The following is a 16,657-nucleotide window of genomic DNA, read 5'->3' as shown; positions in this document are numbered from 1 at the left end:
CAAATTGCAACCTAGGATCGTCTGGTTAACGGATTCTTGCGCCGCCTTATTCTCTGCGCAGCGCTTCGATGGGGTCGAGCCGCGCGGCGCGTCTCGCCGGGTAAAAGCCGAAGAAGACGCCGATCAGCCCGGAGACGCCGACCGCGATCAGGATCGTCTCGATCGAGATCACGGAGGGCCAGCCGGCGATTCGGGCAATGGTCAATGCGGCGGCGACGCCGAGCGCGACGCCGGCTGCGCCACCGATGGTCGCGAGCGTCGTCGCCTCGATCAGGAACTGGGTCAGGACCGCGCTCTGGCGCGCGCCGACAGCGAGCCTGAGGCCAATCTCACGGGTGCGCTCCGTCACCGAGACCAGCATGATGTTCATGATGCCGATGCCGCCGACGAGCAGCGACACGGCCGCAACGGCGGCCAGCAGCCAGGAGAGGGTGGTCGCGGCGGCGGTCGCCGTATTGGCGATCTCGGTCAGGTTGCGGATGGTGAAGTCGTCCTCCTGATCCTCAGGCAGGCGGTGGCGCTGCCGCAGCAGGGCGGAGACCCCGGCGATGCCCGGATTGATCGCCTCCTCATTGGCGAACTTCACCATGATGCTCTGAACGGAGCGATCACGCGCATAGTTGCGCCCGACGATGCGGCGCCGGCCGGTGTCGAGCGGCACGAAGATGACGTCGTCCTGGTCCTGCCCCAGTGCCGACTGGCCCTTGGGCGCCATCACGCCGATGACCTTGAAGGGCACGTTGCGGATGCGGAACTGCTGGTCGAGCGGGTTCTCCTCGCCGAAGAGATTGCGAGCGACCGTCTGCCCGATCACGGCGACGATCTCGCCCTTGCGCAGCTCCTCGGGCTCGAACAGCCGGCCCTCGGCAATGTCCCATTCGCGGGCGGCGAAGAAGTCGAGATCGGTCGCGGTGATCTGCGTCGACCAGTTGGTGCCGGCATAGACGGCCTGGGCACGGGTGACGATGACGGGGGCAGCGGCGGTGACATCCTCGACCTCGTTGAGGATCGCCGCGGCATCCTCGTCGGTGAGGGTGGAGGAAGCGCCGGCGCCGAGGCGAACGCCGCCCTGCGTGACGTTGCCGGACTGGATGATCGCGAGGTTGGCGCCCAGCGACTTGATCTGCCCGGTGACACGCTCGCGCGCGCCGGAGCCGATCGCGACCATGGCGATGACGGCGGCGACGCCGATGATGATGCCGAGCATGGTCAGCGCCGAGCGCAGCGCGTTGGCGCCGATGGCCGAGAGGGCGGAACGCAGGGCTTCGAGGAGGCTCATGCCGCGGCCTCCGGCAGAACCGCGCCGGTATCGAGCGCCATGAGCGCGCCGCGGGCATCAGCCGGCTCCTGCCGCGTATCGCTCAGAAGATGCCCGTCGCGGAAGCGGATCAGCCTGCGGGCATGGCGCGCGACCTCGGCATCGTGGGTGACGAGGACGACCGTGACGCCTTCGCGGTTGAGCTCCTGGAAAAGGGCGAGGATTTCCAGCGCCGTGCGGCTGTCGAGGGCGCCGGTCGGCTCGTCGGCAAGAAGCAGGCGAGGCTCGTTGACGAGGGCGCGGGCGATGGCGACGCGCTGCTGCTGGCCGCCGGAAAGCTGCATCGGCCGGTGATGGGCCCGCTCGGCGAGGCCGACGCGCGCGAGTGCCGCCAGGGCGCGCCGCTTCCGCTCGGCGCGTGCGACGCCGGCATAGACCATCGGCAGTTCGACATTGGCGCAGGCGTCGATGCGCGGCAGCAGGTTGAACTGCTGGAAGACGAAGCCGAGCTTGCGGTTGCGCAGGCTCGCCAGCCCGTCGCCCGACAGCGTCTCGACCGCGACGCCATCGAGCCGATAATGCCCGCCGCTCGGCCGGTCGAGGCAGCCGATGAGGTTCATGAAGGTGGACTTGCCCGAGCCGGAGGGGCCCATCACCGCCACGAGGTCGCCGGCCTCAATGGCGAGCGAGACGCGGTCCAGCGCCGTAACCCGGCCGGAGTCGAGGTCGTAGACGCGGGAGAGATCGCGGGTTTCGATCAGGGGCATCGCCGGTGCCCTCAGAACAGCCGCGGCGCGCCGCCGCGGGGGCGCACCGCCGGCTGCTCGGGCGCGGTGGTGACGCGCGGACCACCGCCGATGACGACCAGTGCGCCGTCCTTGACCTCGCCGCCGAGCAGTTCGGTGAAAGCACCGTCGGTCGGGCCGAGCATGACCGGAACCGGCTTGGGCTGACCCGCCCCGTCGAGGACATAGAGCCGGCCCGGCACGCCTTGCCGCGGGGCGGCCGCGCCCTCCTGCATGATCGCCTCGAACTTCGCGCGCCGCTCGGGATCGAGGACGGCGCCGATCTTGGCGACGAGCTCGGTGCGCGCGGCGCGGAAGGCGGCGCGCCGCTCCTCCTGCGAGAGGCCGGCCATGGCCTCGCGGGTGCCGCGGCGGTCCTTCAGGATCTCGGCGATTGCCTGCTTCTGCTCGGCGGTCGGTTGCAGCTCGGCCTCGATCCGCTCGCGCAGCGCGATACCGGCGCGCGGGCCGCGCTCGCCTTCGGGGCCGGCGGCCGTGGTAGAGGCCACGGCAGCAGCGCCCGCGGGGCGGAAGCGCAGGGCTGCGTTCGGGACGCGCAGCACGTCGGGCCGGTCCTCGGTCACGACCTGCAAATTCGCGGTCATGCCCGGCAGCAGGGCCATGTCGCGGTTCTCGACGCGGACGATGCCGGTATAGGTCACGACGTTCTGGATGGTCTGGGCGCCGAGACGGACCATCTCGACGCGGCCCTGGAAATTGCGGTTCGGATAGGCGTTGACGGTGAAGGAGACCGGCTGGCCCGGCTTCAGCCGGCCGACATCGGCCTCGTCGATATTGGCGTAGATGTCGATGGTGCGCAGGTCCTGTGCGATCTGGAACAGGGTCGGCGCGGAGAGGGAGGCCGCGACCGTCTGGCCGAGATCGACTTGGCGCTGGACGACGACGCCGTCCACCGGCGAGCGGATGTCGGTGCGCTCGAGGTCGATCAGGATGTCGCGCAGCTTGGCCTCGCGGCTGCCGATCAAAGCGAGGCCGGACTGGACCTGGCCCTCGGCGAGCTGGATGTCGGCATCGAGCCCTTTCAACTCAGCGCGGGCCGAGGTGAGCTGTGCCTCGTTGGAGGTCAGAGTCGCCGTCTGTATCTCGACCTGCGTCCGGGCCGTGTCGAGATTCTGCTGGGAGCCGGTGCTGCGGCTGAACAGCTCGTTCTGACGATCGAAGGTGCGCTTGGCATCGTTGAGCTGCGCGGTGGTCCGGTCGCGCTGGGCCTCGATGTCGCGGATGACGGAATCGGCCTTGGTGCGGGCGGTGCGGGCGCGTTCGAGCTGGGCGCGCTTGACGGTGAGGTCGGCCTTCGCCTGCTCCAGATCGGCCTGGGCAGCGTCCCGGCGCGTCCTGATCTGATCGCTGTTGAGCCGCGCGACGACCTGGCCCGCCTTCACCTGCGAGTTGTAGTCGACCAGGATCTCTACGATCTGCCCGGAGAGCTGGGAGCCGACGAGGACGGTCGTGACCGGGGTCAGCGTGCCGGTGGCGCGCACTGCCGCGGTGATGCGGCCGCGGTCCAGCGAAGCTGTGCGGTAAGCGGGTTCATTGGCAGCGCCGCCGGCCGGGCGCAGCGCCCAATAGCCTCCGGCTGCCGCCAGCACGATCACTCCCGATGCGATCAGCCATCTACGCAAGGTCTGCCCCCTTGTCGGCGCAAAGCGCCATAAGGGCCGCAGATTGACAGAAACGGCGACTGTCCGCGAGTTAACTTCCTGCAATCTTTGGGAGAGCTTCGGGTCAGGCGGTGCGGGACCCTTGCGTCGTCGCCAGCAGGTCGCGCAGCGTCGTGATCGTCGAGGAATCGGCGACGCCGTCGACTGTCTGCGGCCGCCAATGGCGCTGGAAGGCCGCGACCACGGCCTCCAGCTTCTCGTCATAGATGCCGTCGACCGCCACGCCGTAGCCGAGCATGGCGAACATCGCCTGCAGGGCTTCGACCGGCTGGCCGGCATCGCCGCGCGCGAAGTAGCGGCCGCCGTGGATCGGCGCGGGCTCGGCCCAGAGGCCGACGCCGCCCTCGGCAAAGTGCCGCCAGGGGAATTTCTCGCCGGGGTCGATCTTGCGGCCGGGCGCCACGTCGGAATGGGCGAGAACGCGCTCGGGCGGGATCGACCAGCGCTCGCAGATGTCGCGGCAAAGGTTCAGGGTCGCGGCGATCTGCTCGGGCGGGAAGTCGGGCAGGCCGGCGGGATGGCCGGGATTGGCGATCTCGATGCCGATCGAGCAGGAGTTGATGTCGCTCTCGCCGGCCCAATGGGAGGCGCCGGCATGCCAGGCGCGACGGGCTTCCGGCACGAGCTGGAGCGTGTGTCCGTTTTCGAAGACGAAATAGTGTGAGGAGACCTGCGAGATCGGGTTGCAGAGCCATTGCAAGGCTTCGCCGGCAACCGGCATGCCGGTGTAGTGCAGGATCAGCATGTCCGGCCGGCGGTCTGTCGAGCCGTCTTGCAGCTTGCGCTCGCCGTGGTTGGGGGAAGGGAAGACCTTGGCCGCGAAGCGGCTGTCCGGCTTGGCTGTGTCGGTCATTGGGTCAGGCCGGCTCCGGCGTGAGGCTCTGGCTCAGGCCGCGTTCCTTGCGGATCAGATCCCAGGCGGCGTTGATCGCCGAGAGCCGTTTCGTCGCGATCGTCACAGCTTCCTCGGGCAGGCCGCGCGCGATCTCGCGGTCGGGGTGCGTATCGGCCACCAGACGGCGATAGAGCCGCTTCAGCTCGGCATCACCCATATCGCGATTGGCGCCGAGGACGAGATAGGGATCGTCCGGGCGGCGCGCGTGGCGGGCCTCGATACGGGCGAAATCCTTGTCCGAGATGGCGAAGATCGCTGCCACGGAGCGCAGATAGGCGTGCTCAGCCTCATGGATCGCCCCGTCGGCCGCAGCGATCAGGAAGAGCCCGTCCAGCACGTCCTCCAGCAGGGCTGGTTCGTCATGGAAAGCGCTCGCGATCTGCCCGGCATAGGCCTCGAAGCCGGCGCTGGTCTGCTTGGCGAGGTCGAACAGGCTCTCGATGCGCTCCTGCTGGTCGGCCGGAACCTCGACGATGCGGCGAAAGGCGGTGATCTCGTCGCAGGTCACGACGCCGTCAGAGCGCGCCATCTTGGCCGCCAGCGCGACGAGGCCCGTGGTGAAGACGAGCTGCCGCGGCGCCGGGCCGAACGGCGCGCCTTCCCGGTCGACCAGGACATGGCCGGCAAGCGCCCCGAGCAGCGCGCCGAGCGGTCCGCCGACCACGAGCCCGAGTCCGCCGCCGCCGAGCGCGCCCCAGAACGTTGAAGCCATCAAGACAGATATCCCCTGGAAGCCCGGCCGGATGATGTGAGAAGCCCCGGCGCGGATGCAAGAGCGCACCCCGCGACCACCTGCCGCGCCGCGCCCCGACCGAAGCCGAGCAGCCCCGAAACCACAACGCCTCAGCCCCGGTATGGTTCGTCGGCTGAATTAAGGCGGAAATTGGGCGAATCCGGCGCTTGCTTGATTCGTTCTTGGGTGGTTGGCCGGCTCAAGCTTTGTTGCCCCAAAAATACATATGGATACTGAATAGTTAAATATAGCATAGAGTCCTGTTGATGTATTTTTTTCTGTGTTTTTCCATGCAATGCGCCAGATTATCGTCACATTCTGCTATCAGTTGAATGGCCCCACCAGCCAGTCATGGCGATATGGGGTTGAGTTCAACATGAAATATATCTGCGGTAGTCTCGCTGCGGCGTGCCTGATTAGCCTCGCTTCGGCCGCTTCGGCCAGCGAAATGGTTAACGCCGAAACGGACGCCCGGGCCTTCATTGTTCGTGAGGCCGAGATCGCTCGCGCCAAGGCCGAGGCGACGGGCGGCAAGCGTGTCGCCTCCGAGGCGAGCTGGTCGGTTGCTCGCGACGAGGCGAAGACCGAAACCCGTAGCAGCCGTGCGCTGGCCGCTCCCGCCGGTTCCGAGGGCATCAAGGCGATCGTCGCCCGCCATGCCGCGGCCAATGGCGTGCCGTTCTCGCTGGCCGATGCCGTCGTCCGGATCGAGAGCCGCTACAATCCGCGCGCTTCGCATGCCGGCAATTACGGGCTGATGCAGATCCGTCATCAGACGGCGCGGGGCATGGGCTATAGCGGCAGCGCTGCCGGCCTGCTCGATGCCGAGACCAATGCCCGCTACGCCATGAAGTATCTGGCGCAGGCTTACCGGCTCGCAGGCGGCGACACCTGCCGCACCGTGATGAAATATCAGAGCGGGCACATGACCACCCGCATGAGCGGCGCCAACCGCACCTATTGCTCGAAGGTGCGCACGATCACGGCGAGCAACTGACGATCGCCTGCAGCGCTTCCGCGTTTCTCCGAACCGCTGAAGCGCTGCAGCTATTTGTCTTGGCGCATTTTCTTCACGCGAACCGGTGTCCGCTTCGCTTGAAAATGCTCTGCTCTGCGGCCCGTGCTTGACGCCGGCCCCGCCAGCGCGCATTCCCCCCTCGCCAGTCGGCCGGACGGCCGCTCTCGTTCGCGAGGGAGGAAAGTCCGGGCTCCACGGAAACACGGTGCCGGATAACGTCCGGCGGGGGCGACCCCAGGGAAAGCGCCACAGAGATCGAACCGCCTCGCGCTGGAGAGCTTCGGCTTTTCCGGCGAGGTAAGGGTGAAAAGGTGCGGTAAGAGCGCACCGCGGACCCGGCAACGGGGACGGCATGGCAAGCCCCACCGGGAGCAAAACCGAATAGGGACGATGCTTTCCGCGCAAGCGGGGAGGGGCCTGTTTCTGGGCCTTGTCGTCCGGGTTGGTTGCTCGAGGCGCGCAGCAATGTGCGTCCCAGAGGAATGGCCGTCACGTTGCGGGAGAAATCCTGCAGCCATCCAGAACCCGGCTTACAGGCCGACTGGCACCTCTACCGTCGTGAATTCTGCTCCGGCGGGCATCTCGCGCGACTTTCTGCGTATCTTTCCAGAACGCGGGTCGCCCCGGGCGGCCAAAGGTCGACCCGGAATCCATCATAAAGCGCGGCGCTCTTCGATGGATCCCGGATCTCCGCTTCGCTGCGTCCGGGATGACGGCGCTTCAGTCGGAAGTCTTCGCCTTACGCGACGACCGTCTCGGTCTCGATGTTGCCCCGCGTCGCATGCGAATAGGGGCAGACCACATGCGCCTTCTTGACGAGGTCCTCGACCACGGCCTTGTCGAGGCCGGGGATCGAGATGGTCAGCTTCGCGGCGATGCCGAAGCCCTGGCCGTCGTCGCGCGGGCCGATGCCGACATCGGCGCTGACCTTGGCTTCCGCCGGGATCGCGATCTTCTCCTTGCCGGCGACGAACTTCAGCGCGCCCAGGAAGCAGGCCGAATAGCCCATCGAAAAGAGCTGCTCCGGGTTGGTGCCCTCGCCGCCGCTGCCGCCGAGCTCCTTCGGGGTGTTCAGCACGAGCTTGACGTTGCCGGTATCGGTCGCGGCCTGGCCTTCGCGGCCGCCGGTGGCGGAACCATGGGCGGTGTAGAGGATCTTCATGGGGTGCTCCTGTCTGTCTGCGGGTCGATGGTTGCTATTTAGATTGTGTGCAATTAGATTGTCAACAACTAAATTTGAAGCGAGGCGACAGTTGATTACGAGGCCGGTTTAGGCTTTGCGTGGAGGCTGACGCGGTCGGTGAGGGTGAGATGGCGCAGAAGGGCAAAGGCACGGTCGAAGGCGCGGGCACGGGCGAGGGCGTTGCGCCGCGGCTGGGGCAGCAGCTGTGCTTTGCGGTTTATCAGGCGAGCCACGCCTTCAACCGGGCCTATCGCCCGATCCTGGCCGCGCTTGGCCTGACCTATCCGCAATATCTCGTCATGCTCGCATTGTGGGAGGATGACGGCCCGACCGTGAAGGCGCTGGGCGAAAAGCTGATGCTCGATTCCGGCACGCTGACGCCGCTGCTGAAGCGGCTGGAGAGCGCCGAGCTCATTCGACGCGAGCGCGATGCGGCCGACGAGCGGCAGGTCCGCATCCGGCTGACCGGTAAGGGCGATGCGATGCGCGCGCAGGGGCAGGGCGTGCAGGAGGCGATCGGCTGCGCGCTCGGGCCGACGGCCCCTGGCGCCGGGGATCTGCGCGAGGGGCTGGCACGGGTCAGGGACGCGCTTCTGGCGTCGTCGCGGGAGGAGTAGGGCCGGGCCTTTCGTCATTGCGAGCGCAGCGAAGCAATCCAGGGGGATTGCGCTAAATCGCTCGACCCAGCCCTCCTGGATTGCGTCGTCGCTTTGCTCCTCGCAATGACGGCGGAGAGGGCGCTTTTCCGTCCTGCGATGCTCGGGCCGAGCCCGAGCATGACGCCCGGCGCTGGCCTCGAAATTTTTCTTCAGCCGTTCTCGGACTTCGCCGCTGCCCCACGGGCATGGGACAGGGCCGATTCCGCATGATTTACGGATACTTAACCTTAACAGTCTGTGATGATCCGGAGTCGTCGCCGGTGCTGCTTCGCGCTTGCGATTCCATTGACGCCCATGATCGCCCATGCTATCCCAAATCATCCCGTCGAAGCCGGCAGGCAATCGTCAGGTCAAGCTCCGTGTGCCGCGCGGAATTTGGCCCTCGCCTGAGCTTTGCCTGCTTCGACGGGGCGACTTTCCGCCGCCCGCCGTTTGGCGCGGCGAAGATGTGAAGAGCAGGCCGGGAGGCGGCGTTGACGGACCGCTTCGTCTCGAACTTCACCAATCGGCTCGACGCCAAGGGGCGCGTCTCCATTCCTTCCGGTTTCCGCTCCGTCCTGGCCAAGGACGGGTACGAGGGGCTCTACGTCCATCAGGGGCTCGACCTGCCGGCGCTGGATGCCGGCGGCAACGCGCTGCGGGCGACGATCGACGACATCCTGGCGCGCTTCTCGCCCTTTTCGGACGAGTGGGAGCTGCTTTCGACGGCGCTCAACGGCACCTCGGAGGTGCTGAAGGTCGATCCGGAGGGGCGTATCATGCTGAGCGAGGCGCTGAAGGCGCATGCCGGCATCGGCGATGCCGTGACCTTCGTCGGGCACGGCCACAAATTCCAGATCTGGGAGCCGGAACGCTTCCGCGCGCATCTCGATGCGGCGCGGACACGGCTGCGCGACGTCAAGCGGACGCTTGGCGGCCTCGTTCCTTCTGCCGGAGGGCTGGTCCCTCCGGCCGGGGGTGCGGGCACATGACGGGCAATGGCGACCACCCCGGTGGAGCCATTGGCGGACCGGCCCGTCATGTGCCCGTGCTTCTGGCCGAGGTGCTGGAGGCGCTCGCGCCCAAGGCCGGCGGGCGCTATCTCGACGGCACTTTCGGTGCGGGTGGCTATTCGCGCGCGATCCTGGAGGTCGCACCCAGCGCGACGCTGCTCGGGCTCGACCGCGATCCGACCGCGATCGCCGGCGGCGCCGAACTCGTTGCCGCGATGGGCGGGCGGCTGAAGCTTTCGCAGGCCTGCTTCGGGGAACTTGCCGAGGAAGCGGAGCGCCATGGCATGGCCCCGCTCGACGGCGTCGTGCTCGATATCGGCATATCCTCGATGCAGATCGATCAGGCGGAGCGCGGCTTCTCGTTCCGCTTCGACGGGCCGCTCGACATGCGCATGAGCGGGGCGGGGCAGAGCGCCGCCGACATCGTCAACGAGGCCGAGGAAGGGCTGCTGGCGAACATCTTCTACCATTACGGCGAGGAGCGCCGCTCGCGCGCCGTGGCACGCGCCGTGATCGAGGCCAGGCGCAAGGCGCCTATTGCCACGACGAAGCAGCTCGCGGACCTCGTCGCCGGCATCGTGCGCGGGGAGCCTGGCGGTGCGCATCCGGCGACGCGAGTGTTCCAGGCCTTGCGCATCGCGGTCAATGACGAGCTTGGCGAACTGGTCAGGGCGCTGCATGCGGCCGAAACCGTGCTCAAGCCGGGCGGGCGTTTGGTCGTTGTGACCTTCCATTCGCTGGAGGACCGCATCGTCAAGCAGTTCTTCGCCGAGCGCTCCGGCCGGGTGCCGACGGGCTCCCGCCATGCGCCAGCCGTCGCGGCGGCGCAACCGACCTTCAGCCTCGTCGTCAAGGGCGCGGTCGCGCCTTCCGAGGCCGAGATGCGGGCCAATCCGCGGGCTCGCTCGGCCAAGCTGCGCGCCGCCGAACGCAATGCCGCCCCCGCAAGGCGGGCCGAGCCGGGGCTCGTCGCGCTCTCGACCGTTCCCGATCCGCAGCCGCGCCGGAGGCCCTGAAGCGTGATCAAGCTCCTGCATGTCATCGCGATCGGCGCGCTGGTCTCCTCGGCGGTCTATGCCTATTCCGTCAAATACGAGACGACGCTCGAGAACGAGCAGCTCCAGAAGATCCGGGCCAAGACCCAGCGCGAGCGCGACGCTATCGCCGTGCTCAAGGCCGAGTGGCAGTTCCTCAACCGGCCGGACCGCATCCAGACGCTGGCCGAGCGGCATCTCGATTTGCAGGCCTTCGCCGCGACGCAGGTCGTGAAGGCCTCCGAAATTCCCAATCGCGGCCCGAAGGTCGATACCATCGGCCGCAAGCTCGAGGATCTCGGGCTGGGGGTTCCCACCGAGACGCCGAAGAGCACCAAGGCAGGCGGCACGACGCCCGGGCCCTTGCCATGACCCACCAGACGGAGAACGAGGCGGCGATGGACGAGGCGAGCGAGGCCACTCAGACTGCGCCGCGGCGCGGGCGCCTCTCCTGGCTGCGCGACGTCTTCCGCATGAGCGGAGAGAAGAGCGAGCCGCGCGTCGGCCTCATCATCCTCGGCTTCACCGTGTTGTTCGCCGGCATCACGGGCCGGCTCGTGATGCTGGCGACGCTGCCGAACGAGCAGGTCGGCCTGCGCCGCGCGACCGCCACGGCCACCTCCGCCGCGCGGCCGGACATCGTCGACCGCAACGGCGAGGTGATGGCGACCGATATCCGTACGGTCTCGGTCTTCGCCGAGCCCCGCAAGATATTGGACAAGGACGAGGCGACCGAGCTGCTGACAGCCGTCCTTCCGGACCTCGACGCCAAGGACCTGCGCGAGAAGCTCGGCACCAAGAAGGGCTTCGTCTGGGTCCAGCGCGAAATCACGCCGCGCCAGCAGGCCGAGGTTCACCGGCTCGGCATCCCCGGCGTCGGCTTCGTGCCAGAGAACAAGCGCGTCTATCCGAACGGGCCGGCGGCGGCCCACATCCTCGGCTTCGCCAATATCGACAATGTCGGCATCGCCGGCATCGAGAAATACATCGACTCGCAGGGGCTGCAGGACCTCAACGGCGCGGGATTCGCGACGGAATCGACCGATCTCAAGCCGCTCCGGCTCTCGATCGACCTGCGGGTGCAGCATCTGCTGCGCGACGAGCTGATGAAGGGCATGGAGCGCTTCAAGGCCATCGCCGCGGCGGGCGCGATCATGGACGTCACCACCGGCGAGATGATCGCGCTGGCCTCGCTGCCGGATTTCGACCCGAATACCCCCGTCGACGCGCTGGAGAAGGACCGGATCAACCGGATGAATGTCGGCGTCTACGAGATGGGCTCGACCTTCAAGGCGCTGACCATCGCGATGGCGCTGGATTCCGGCAAGGCCAACATCAATTCGACCTACTCGACCGCCGGCGGCATGATGCGTTTCGGCCGGCAGGTCATCAAGGAATACCACGGCACCGGCCGCACGCTGACAGTGCCGGAGGTCTTCCTGCACTCGTCGAACATGGGCTCGATCAAGATGGCGCTCGCCGTCGGTGTCGAGGGCCACAAGGCGTTCCTCAAGAAGATGTGGCAGCTCGACCGGATGACGACCGAGCTGCCGGAAAGCGCGGCGCCGATCGTTCCCGGGCGCTGGGGCGAGATCAACACCGCGACCATCGCCTTCGGCCATGGCCTCGCCGTCGCGCCGATCCAGGCGCTGGCCGCGGTCGGCTCGCTGGTGAATGGCGGCTACCTGATCAAGCCGACCTTCCTGCAGCGCAGCGAGGAGGACGCGAAGAAGACGGCGATCCGCGTCATCAAGCCCGAGACCTCCGAGGCGATGCGCTTCATCATGCGGCTGAACGGCGAGAAGGGCTCGGCCCGCAAGGCTGACGTTCCCGGCTACTTCGTTGGCGGCAAGACCGGCACGGCCGAAAAGGTCATCAACGGCCGCTATGCGAAGAACAAGAACTTCACGACCTTCACGGCCATCGCGCCCTCGGACAAGCCGAAGTACCTCTTCCTCGCGATCTATGACGAGCCGAAGGGCTATGCCGAGAGCGGCGGCTACTCGACCGCGGCCTGGAATGCCGGCATTACCACGGGCAAGCTGATCGAGCGTGCCGCGCCGCTGCTGGGGCTGACGCCGCGCTTCGACGCGCCGCCTTCGCCCTTCCCGCTGATGGCGAGGCTCGGCGCCTGGGGTTCCCGCTGAGGCTTGACGATGGCGGATCGCATGCCGTCATGCTCGGGCTTGACCCGAGCATCTCGTGACGCAAGAGGCTCCTGAACCTCCTCCGGCTGGAGATTCTCGGGTCTGCGCTTCGCTCCGCCCGAGAATGACGCCCTGTTGCCGGATATGACAACGGAATGGTGAGTTCGATGTCCTGGAACCTCGGCCAACTCTTCCCCGGGGCTTTCGATGCCGGTGCCGCTGGCCTCGACGTTGGCGGCGTTGCCTTCGACAGCCGCAAGGTGGCGCCCGGGGATGTCTTCGTTGCGCTGGCCGGCGCCAAGGCGGACGGGGCGCGCTTCATCACCGATGCCGTCGTGCGCGGCGCCGTGGCCGTGGTCTCCGGACAGCCGCGGCCCGCGGAACTACCGGAGCTGGTCGCCTTCGCGCAGGTCGGGGACCCGCGGTTGGCGCTGGCGCTTGCGGCGGCGCGGGTGCACCCGCGCCAGCCCGGCACCATCGTCGCTGTGACGGGGACGAGCGGCAAATCCTCCGTGGCCGATTTCACCCGCCAGATCTTCCAGGCGCTGGGCCATGAATCGGCGAGCCTCGGCACGATCGGCGTGGTGACGGCGAAGGGCGCCGATTACGGCTCGCTGACAACCCCGGATCCGCTCTCGCTCCACGCCTCGCTCGATCAACTGGCCGGGGAGGGCATCACGCATCTTGCGATGGAAGCCTCCTCGCATGGCCTCGACCAGCACCGGCTCGACGGGGTGAGGCTGAAGGCCGGCGCCTTCCTCAATCTCGGGCGCGACCATCTCGATTATCATCCCACGGTGGAGAACTATCTCGCGGCGAAGCTGCGCCTCTGGGCGCTGCTGCCGGACGGAGCCCCGGTCGTGGTCAACCGGGACGAGCCCTACGCCATCGAAGCGGCAGAGGCTGCCGTCGCGGCGGGCCATCCGCTGATCGGCATCGGTCATAAGGGCGAGACGCTGAAACTGCTGGCCAATACGCGTGATGGCTTCTCGCAGCGCCTGACCATCGGGTTCGACGGCAAGGAGCTCTCGGTCGATCTGCCGCTGGTCGGGGACTTCATGGCAGGCAATGCGCTCGTGGCCGCGGCCCTCGCGATTGCGACGGGCGAGGACAAGGCGGCGGCACTGCGGGCGATCTCCGGCCTTAAGGGCGTGGCCGGGCGGCTCGAACGGGTCGGGGAGGCCAATGGCGGGCTCGTCGTGGTCGACTACGCCCATAAGCCCGATGCGCTGGCTGCGGTTCTGACGACCTTGCGCCGCTATGCGACGGGCCGGCTGATCTGCGTCTTCGGCTGCGGCGGAGACCGCGACAAAGGCAAACGCCCGCTGATGGGCGCCATCGCCGCGGAGAAGGCCGATATCGCCATCGTCACCGACGACAATCCGCGGAGCGAGGACCCGGCGACGATCCGGGCCGAGATCATGGCGAGTTCGCCGAAGCTCCTGGAGATCGGCGACCGCGAGGAGGCGATCAGAAGCGCGGTGTGCATGCTGACGCCTGGGGATTTGCTGGTCGTTGCCGGAAAAGGCCATGAAACCGGCCAGATCATAGGCGACCGCACGCTGCCTTTCTCGGACCACGACGTGGTGCGGAAAGCGCTATCGGAGATTGGATGATGAGCGCCCCGCTCTGGACCGGAGACAAGCTGATCGCCGCGCTGGGCGGACGTGCCGAAGGCGCTGTGCCGCCGGCAGTGACCGGCGCCTCGATCGACACCCGCACGCTGGAGCCCGGCGACGTCTTCTTCGCCATCAAGGGCGAGGCCCGCGACGGGCATGATTTCGTCAAGGCTGCCCTCGACAAGGGTGCGGCGCTCGCCGTGATCGACGAGGAGCATGCGGCGGCATTCACCGGGATTGGGGCGCTGGCCATCGTGCCGGACGTGCTGAAGGCGATGGAGCAGGCGGGAGCCGCGCGTCGCGCGCAGCTCAAAGCGGGTATCGTCGCCGTGACGGGCTCCGTCGGCAAGACGGGGACGAAGGAGGCGCTGCGCCTCGTGCTCTCCCGGCAGGGCAAGACCCATGCGCCGGTCGCCTCCTACAACAACCATTGGGGCGTGCCGCTGACGCTGGTGCGCACCCCGGCCGATATTGCCTATGGCGTCTACGAGATCGGCATGAACAGCCCCGGCGAGATCCTGCCGCTGGCGCGGCTGGTGCGCCCGCAGGTCTCGATCATCACCACGATCCAGCCGGTGCATCTGGCCGCCTTCGCCTCGGTCGAGGGCATCGCCGAGGAGAAGGCCGGCGTCTTCTGGGAGCTGGAAAAGGGCGGCACGGCCATCGTCAACGCCGACATCCCGCAATCCGAGCTGCTGCGCGATATCGCGAAGTCGGGGCCGGCGGGCCGTATCATCACCTTCGGTGAAAGCCCGGATGCGGATGTGCGGCTCGTCTCCTGCGCGCTGAAGCCCGATATGTCGACGGTCGAGGCGCGCGTCTTCGGCGAGGCTGTGGCCTATCGTCTCGGCAGTCCGGGCAAGCACATCGTGCTGAACTCGCTCGGCGTGCTGGCGGTCGTCCATGCGCTCGGCGCGGACCTCGCGCTCGCAGCGCTGGCGCTCGGCGATCTCAAGCCGCCTGTCGGGCGCGGCGCGCGGCAGATCCTGCAGGCGCCGGGCGGGCCGATCACGCTGCTCGACGAGAGCTACAACGGCAACCCGGCTTCGATGCGCGCCGCGATCGAGAATCTGGGCCGGCTGCCTGTGGAGGGGCGGGGACGGCGCATCGCCGTGCTCGGGGACATGCTGGAACTCGGGCCGACCGGCGAGCAGTTGCACAAGGGGCTGGCCGAGCCGCTCAACGCCAACGCCATCGACAAGGTTTTCGCGTGCGGGCCGCTGATGAAAGGGCTCTATGAGAGCTTGCCTTCGGCCATGCGAGGGGCTTATGCCCCCGGAGCGGGCGACCTGGAGCCGCTCGTGCTCGATGCGATCCGTGCCGGCGATGTCATCACGGTGAAGGGGTCGCTGGGCTCGCGCATGGGGCCGATCGTCAAGGCGATCCTCGCGCGCTTTCCTGCCGTGCCTGCCGAAGACTGACCCCAAGAGCGGGATGTGAAAAAGTGGAAGCCGGTTTTTCGCATCAATCCCGCTCTCACCTTCTGGAAACGATCACGTTTTGTGATTTTGGATCGAATCGATCCAAGGTCATCGTGATCTAAGAGAACTTTCCGCAATGCTCGTCTGGCTCGCCGATTTCGCCGGCACCTTCCCGGTGCTGAATGTCTTCCGCTACATCACTTTCCGGGCCGGCGGAGCCACCGCCACGGCGCTGCTCTTCGTCTTCTTTTTCGGGCCGGCGGCGATCTCCTGGTTGCGCATCAAGCAGGGCAAGGGCCAGCCGATCCGCACGGACGGGCCTGAATCGCATCTCGCCAAGCGTGGCACGCCGACCATGGGCGGGCTGATGATCCTGTCCGGCCTGTTCGCCGCGGTGCTGCTGTGGGGGAACCTCCGCAATCCTTATGTCTGGATCGTGCTCGGCGTCACGGCCGCTTACGGCGCCATCGGCTTCTATGACGACTATCTCAAGGTGACGAAGCAGTCGCACAAGGGCTTCTCCGGCAAGGCACGCATCTCGATCGAGGTCGTGGTCGCGCTCGTCGCCTGCTACTTCGTCATGCAGACGCAGCCGCCGGCGATCTCGTCCGGCTTCGCCATGCCCTTCCTCAAGGAAGCGATCATTCCGCTCGGCATCCTCTTCCCGCTGGTGGCGGCCTTCGTCGTGGTCGGGGCGGGCAATTCGGTGAACCTGACCGACGGGCTCGACGGGCTCGCCATCGTGCCGGTGATGATCGCGGCCGGCACCTTCGGCTTCATCTCCTATCTCGTCGGCAACGCCATCTTCGCGAACTACCTGCAGATCCACCACATCCCTGGCGCGGGCGAGCTGGCCGTGATCTGTGGCGCGGTGATCGGGGCGGGGCTCGGCTTCCTCTGGTTCAACGCGCCGCCGGCCCAGATCTTCATGGGCGACACCGGCTCGCTCGGCCTCGGCGGCCTGCTCGGCACCATTGCGGTGGCGACCAAGCACGAGATCGTGCTCGCTATCGTCGGCGGGCTCTTCGTCGTCGAGGCGCTCTCGGTCATCATTCAGGTCGCGGTGTTCAAGCGCACGGGCAAGCGCGTCTTCCTGATGGCGCCGATCCACCACCATTTCGAGAAGCTCGGCTGGACCGAGCCGCAGGTCGTGATCCGCTTCTGGATCATCTCTGTCGTGCTGGCGCTGGTCGGCCTCGCCACGCTCAAGCTGCGCTGACCAGATGAAGCC

General features: G+C 67.4%; 15 protein-coding genes and 1 other RNA gene. 10 read left to right on the top strand and 6 right to left on the bottom strand.

Annotated elements, in window-relative coordinates; translation table 11 throughout:
- Positions 1 to 46 precede the first annotated feature (46 nt).
- From BoBH3_RS14500 to BoBH3_RS14480, 5 genes are all read right to left on the bottom strand, one after another.
- Positions 47 to 1,279: an ABC transporter permease gene (locus tag BoBH3_RS14500; RefSeq protein ID WP_262331519.1), complete on the bottom strand. Its 1,233-nt coding sequence runs from the start codon at positions 1,277 to 1,279 to the stop codon at positions 47 to 49.
- Complete coding sequence (locus BoBH3_RS14495; protein WP_262331518.1) at positions 1,276 to 2,025, bottom strand: ABC transporter ATP-binding protein; 750 nt, start codon at positions 2,023 to 2,025, stop codon at positions 1,276 to 1,278. The genes BoBH3_RS14500 and BoBH3_RS14495 overlap by 4 nt, the downstream gene beginning before the upstream one ends.
- Before the next feature lie 11 nt (positions 2,026 to 2,036).
- Complete coding sequence (locus tag BoBH3_RS14490) at positions 2,037 to 3,686, bottom strand: efflux RND transporter periplasmic adaptor subunit (RefSeq protein ID WP_262331517.1); 1,650 nt, start codon at positions 3,684 to 3,686, stop codon at positions 2,037 to 2,039.
- 103 nt (positions 3,687 to 3,789) lie between these two features.
- A complete protein-coding gene (locus BoBH3_RS14485; protein ID WP_262331516.1) occupies positions 3,790 to 4,578 on the bottom strand; it encodes a peptidoglycan recognition protein family protein in 789 nt (262 codons plus the stop codon).
- 4 nt (positions 4,579 to 4,582) lie between these two features.
- Complete coding sequence (locus BoBH3_RS14480; protein ID WP_262331515.1) at positions 4,583 to 5,332, bottom strand: molecular chaperone DjiA; 750 nt, start codon at positions 5,330 to 5,332, stop codon at positions 4,583 to 4,585.
- A 469-nt stretch (positions 5,333 to 5,801) separates the two neighbouring features.
- Here BoBH3_RS14480 and BoBH3_RS14475 point away from each other — a divergent pair, with 469 nt between their 5' ends.
- A complete protein-coding gene (locus BoBH3_RS14475; RefSeq protein WP_262331514.1) occupies positions 5,802 to 6,350 on the top strand; it encodes a lytic transglycosylase domain-containing protein in 549 nt (182 codons plus the stop codon).
- A gap of 163 nt (positions 6,351 to 6,513) precedes the next feature.
- Positions 6,514 to 6,920: RNase P RNA component class A (gene rnpB / locus BoBH3_RS14470), an RNA gene on the top strand.
- 190 nt (positions 6,921 to 7,110) lie between these two features.
- Here rnpB and BoBH3_RS14465 read toward each other — a convergent pair.
- The gene (locus tag BoBH3_RS14465) at positions 7,111 to 7,533 is read right to left on the bottom strand and encodes an organic hydroperoxide resistance protein (RefSeq protein WP_262331513.1); all 423 of its coding nucleotides are present in this window, start codon (positions 7,531 to 7,533) and stop codon (positions 7,111 to 7,113) included.
- Positions 7,534 to 7,682: 149 nt separating this feature from the next.
- Between BoBH3_RS14465 and BoBH3_RS14460 the strand changes: the two genes are divergently transcribed.
- From BoBH3_RS14460 to mraY, 8 genes are all read left to right on the top strand, one after another.
- On the top strand, positions 7,683 to 8,171 hold the full coding sequence (locus tag BoBH3_RS14460; protein WP_262331512.1) for a MarR family winged helix-turn-helix transcriptional regulator: 489 nt from the start codon (positions 7,683 to 7,685) through the stop codon (positions 8,169 to 8,171).
- A 515-nt stretch (positions 8,172 to 8,686) separates the two neighbouring features.
- Positions 8,687 to 9,184 carry a division/cell wall cluster transcriptional repressor MraZ gene (locus BoBH3_RS14455; protein WP_262331511.1) on the top strand — a complete coding sequence of 166 codons (498 nt, stop codon included), beginning with the start codon at positions 8,687 to 8,689 and terminating at the stop codon, positions 9,182 to 9,184.
- On the top strand, positions 9,181 to 10,221 hold the full coding sequence (rsmH, locus tag BoBH3_RS14450; RefSeq protein WP_410050604.1) for a 16S rRNA (cytosine(1402)-N(4))-methyltransferase RsmH: 1,041 nt from the start codon (positions 9,181 to 9,183) through the stop codon (positions 10,219 to 10,221). Before BoBH3_RS14455 ends, rsmH begins: the two co-directional genes overlap by 4 nt.
- A 3-nt stretch (positions 10,222 to 10,224) precedes the next feature.
- Positions 10,225 to 10,611 carry a cell division protein FtsL gene (ftsL, locus tag BoBH3_RS14445; protein WP_262331510.1) on the top strand — a complete coding sequence of 129 codons (387 nt, stop codon included), beginning with the start codon at positions 10,225 to 10,227 and terminating at the stop codon, positions 10,609 to 10,611.
- Entirely contained in the window at positions 10,608 to 12,386 is a 1,779-nt protein-coding gene (locus BoBH3_RS14440) for a peptidoglycan D,D-transpeptidase FtsI family protein (protein ID WP_410050603.1), read from the top strand. Before ftsL ends, BoBH3_RS14440 begins: the two co-directional genes overlap by 4 nt.
- Before the next feature lie 155 nt (positions 12,387 to 12,541).
- A complete protein-coding gene (locus BoBH3_RS14435; protein ID WP_262331509.1) occupies positions 12,542 to 14,002 on the top strand; it encodes a UDP-N-acetylmuramoyl-L-alanyl-D-glutamate--2,6-diaminopimelate ligase in 1,461 nt (486 codons plus the stop codon).
- Positions 13,999 to 15,426 (top strand): UDP-N-acetylmuramoylalanyl-D-glutamyl-2,6-diaminopimelate--D-alanyl-D-alanine ligase, encoded by a 1,428-nt coding sequence (locus BoBH3_RS14430; RefSeq protein ID WP_262331508.1) that lies wholly within the window; start codon positions 13,999 to 14,001, stop codon positions 15,424 to 15,426. Before BoBH3_RS14435 ends, BoBH3_RS14430 begins: the two co-directional genes overlap by 4 nt.
- Positions 15,427 to 15,562: 136 nt before the next feature.
- Positions 15,563 to 16,645, top strand: a complete 1,083-nt coding sequence (gene mraY / locus BoBH3_RS14425) for a phospho-N-acetylmuramoyl-pentapeptide-transferase (RefSeq protein ID WP_262331507.1) — start codon at positions 15,563 to 15,565, stop codon at positions 16,643 to 16,645.
- Positions 16,646 to 16,657: the final 12 nt, after the last annotated feature.

Source organism: Allobosea sp. BH3, from assembly GCF_025499465.1.
In the GTDB taxonomy this organism is placed as follows: Bacteria; Pseudomonadota; Alphaproteobacteria; order Rhizobiales; family Beijerinckiaceae; genus Allobosea.
Note: the sequence above shows the minus strand (reverse complement) of the source record. Positions and strands in the feature narration are given on the sequence as shown.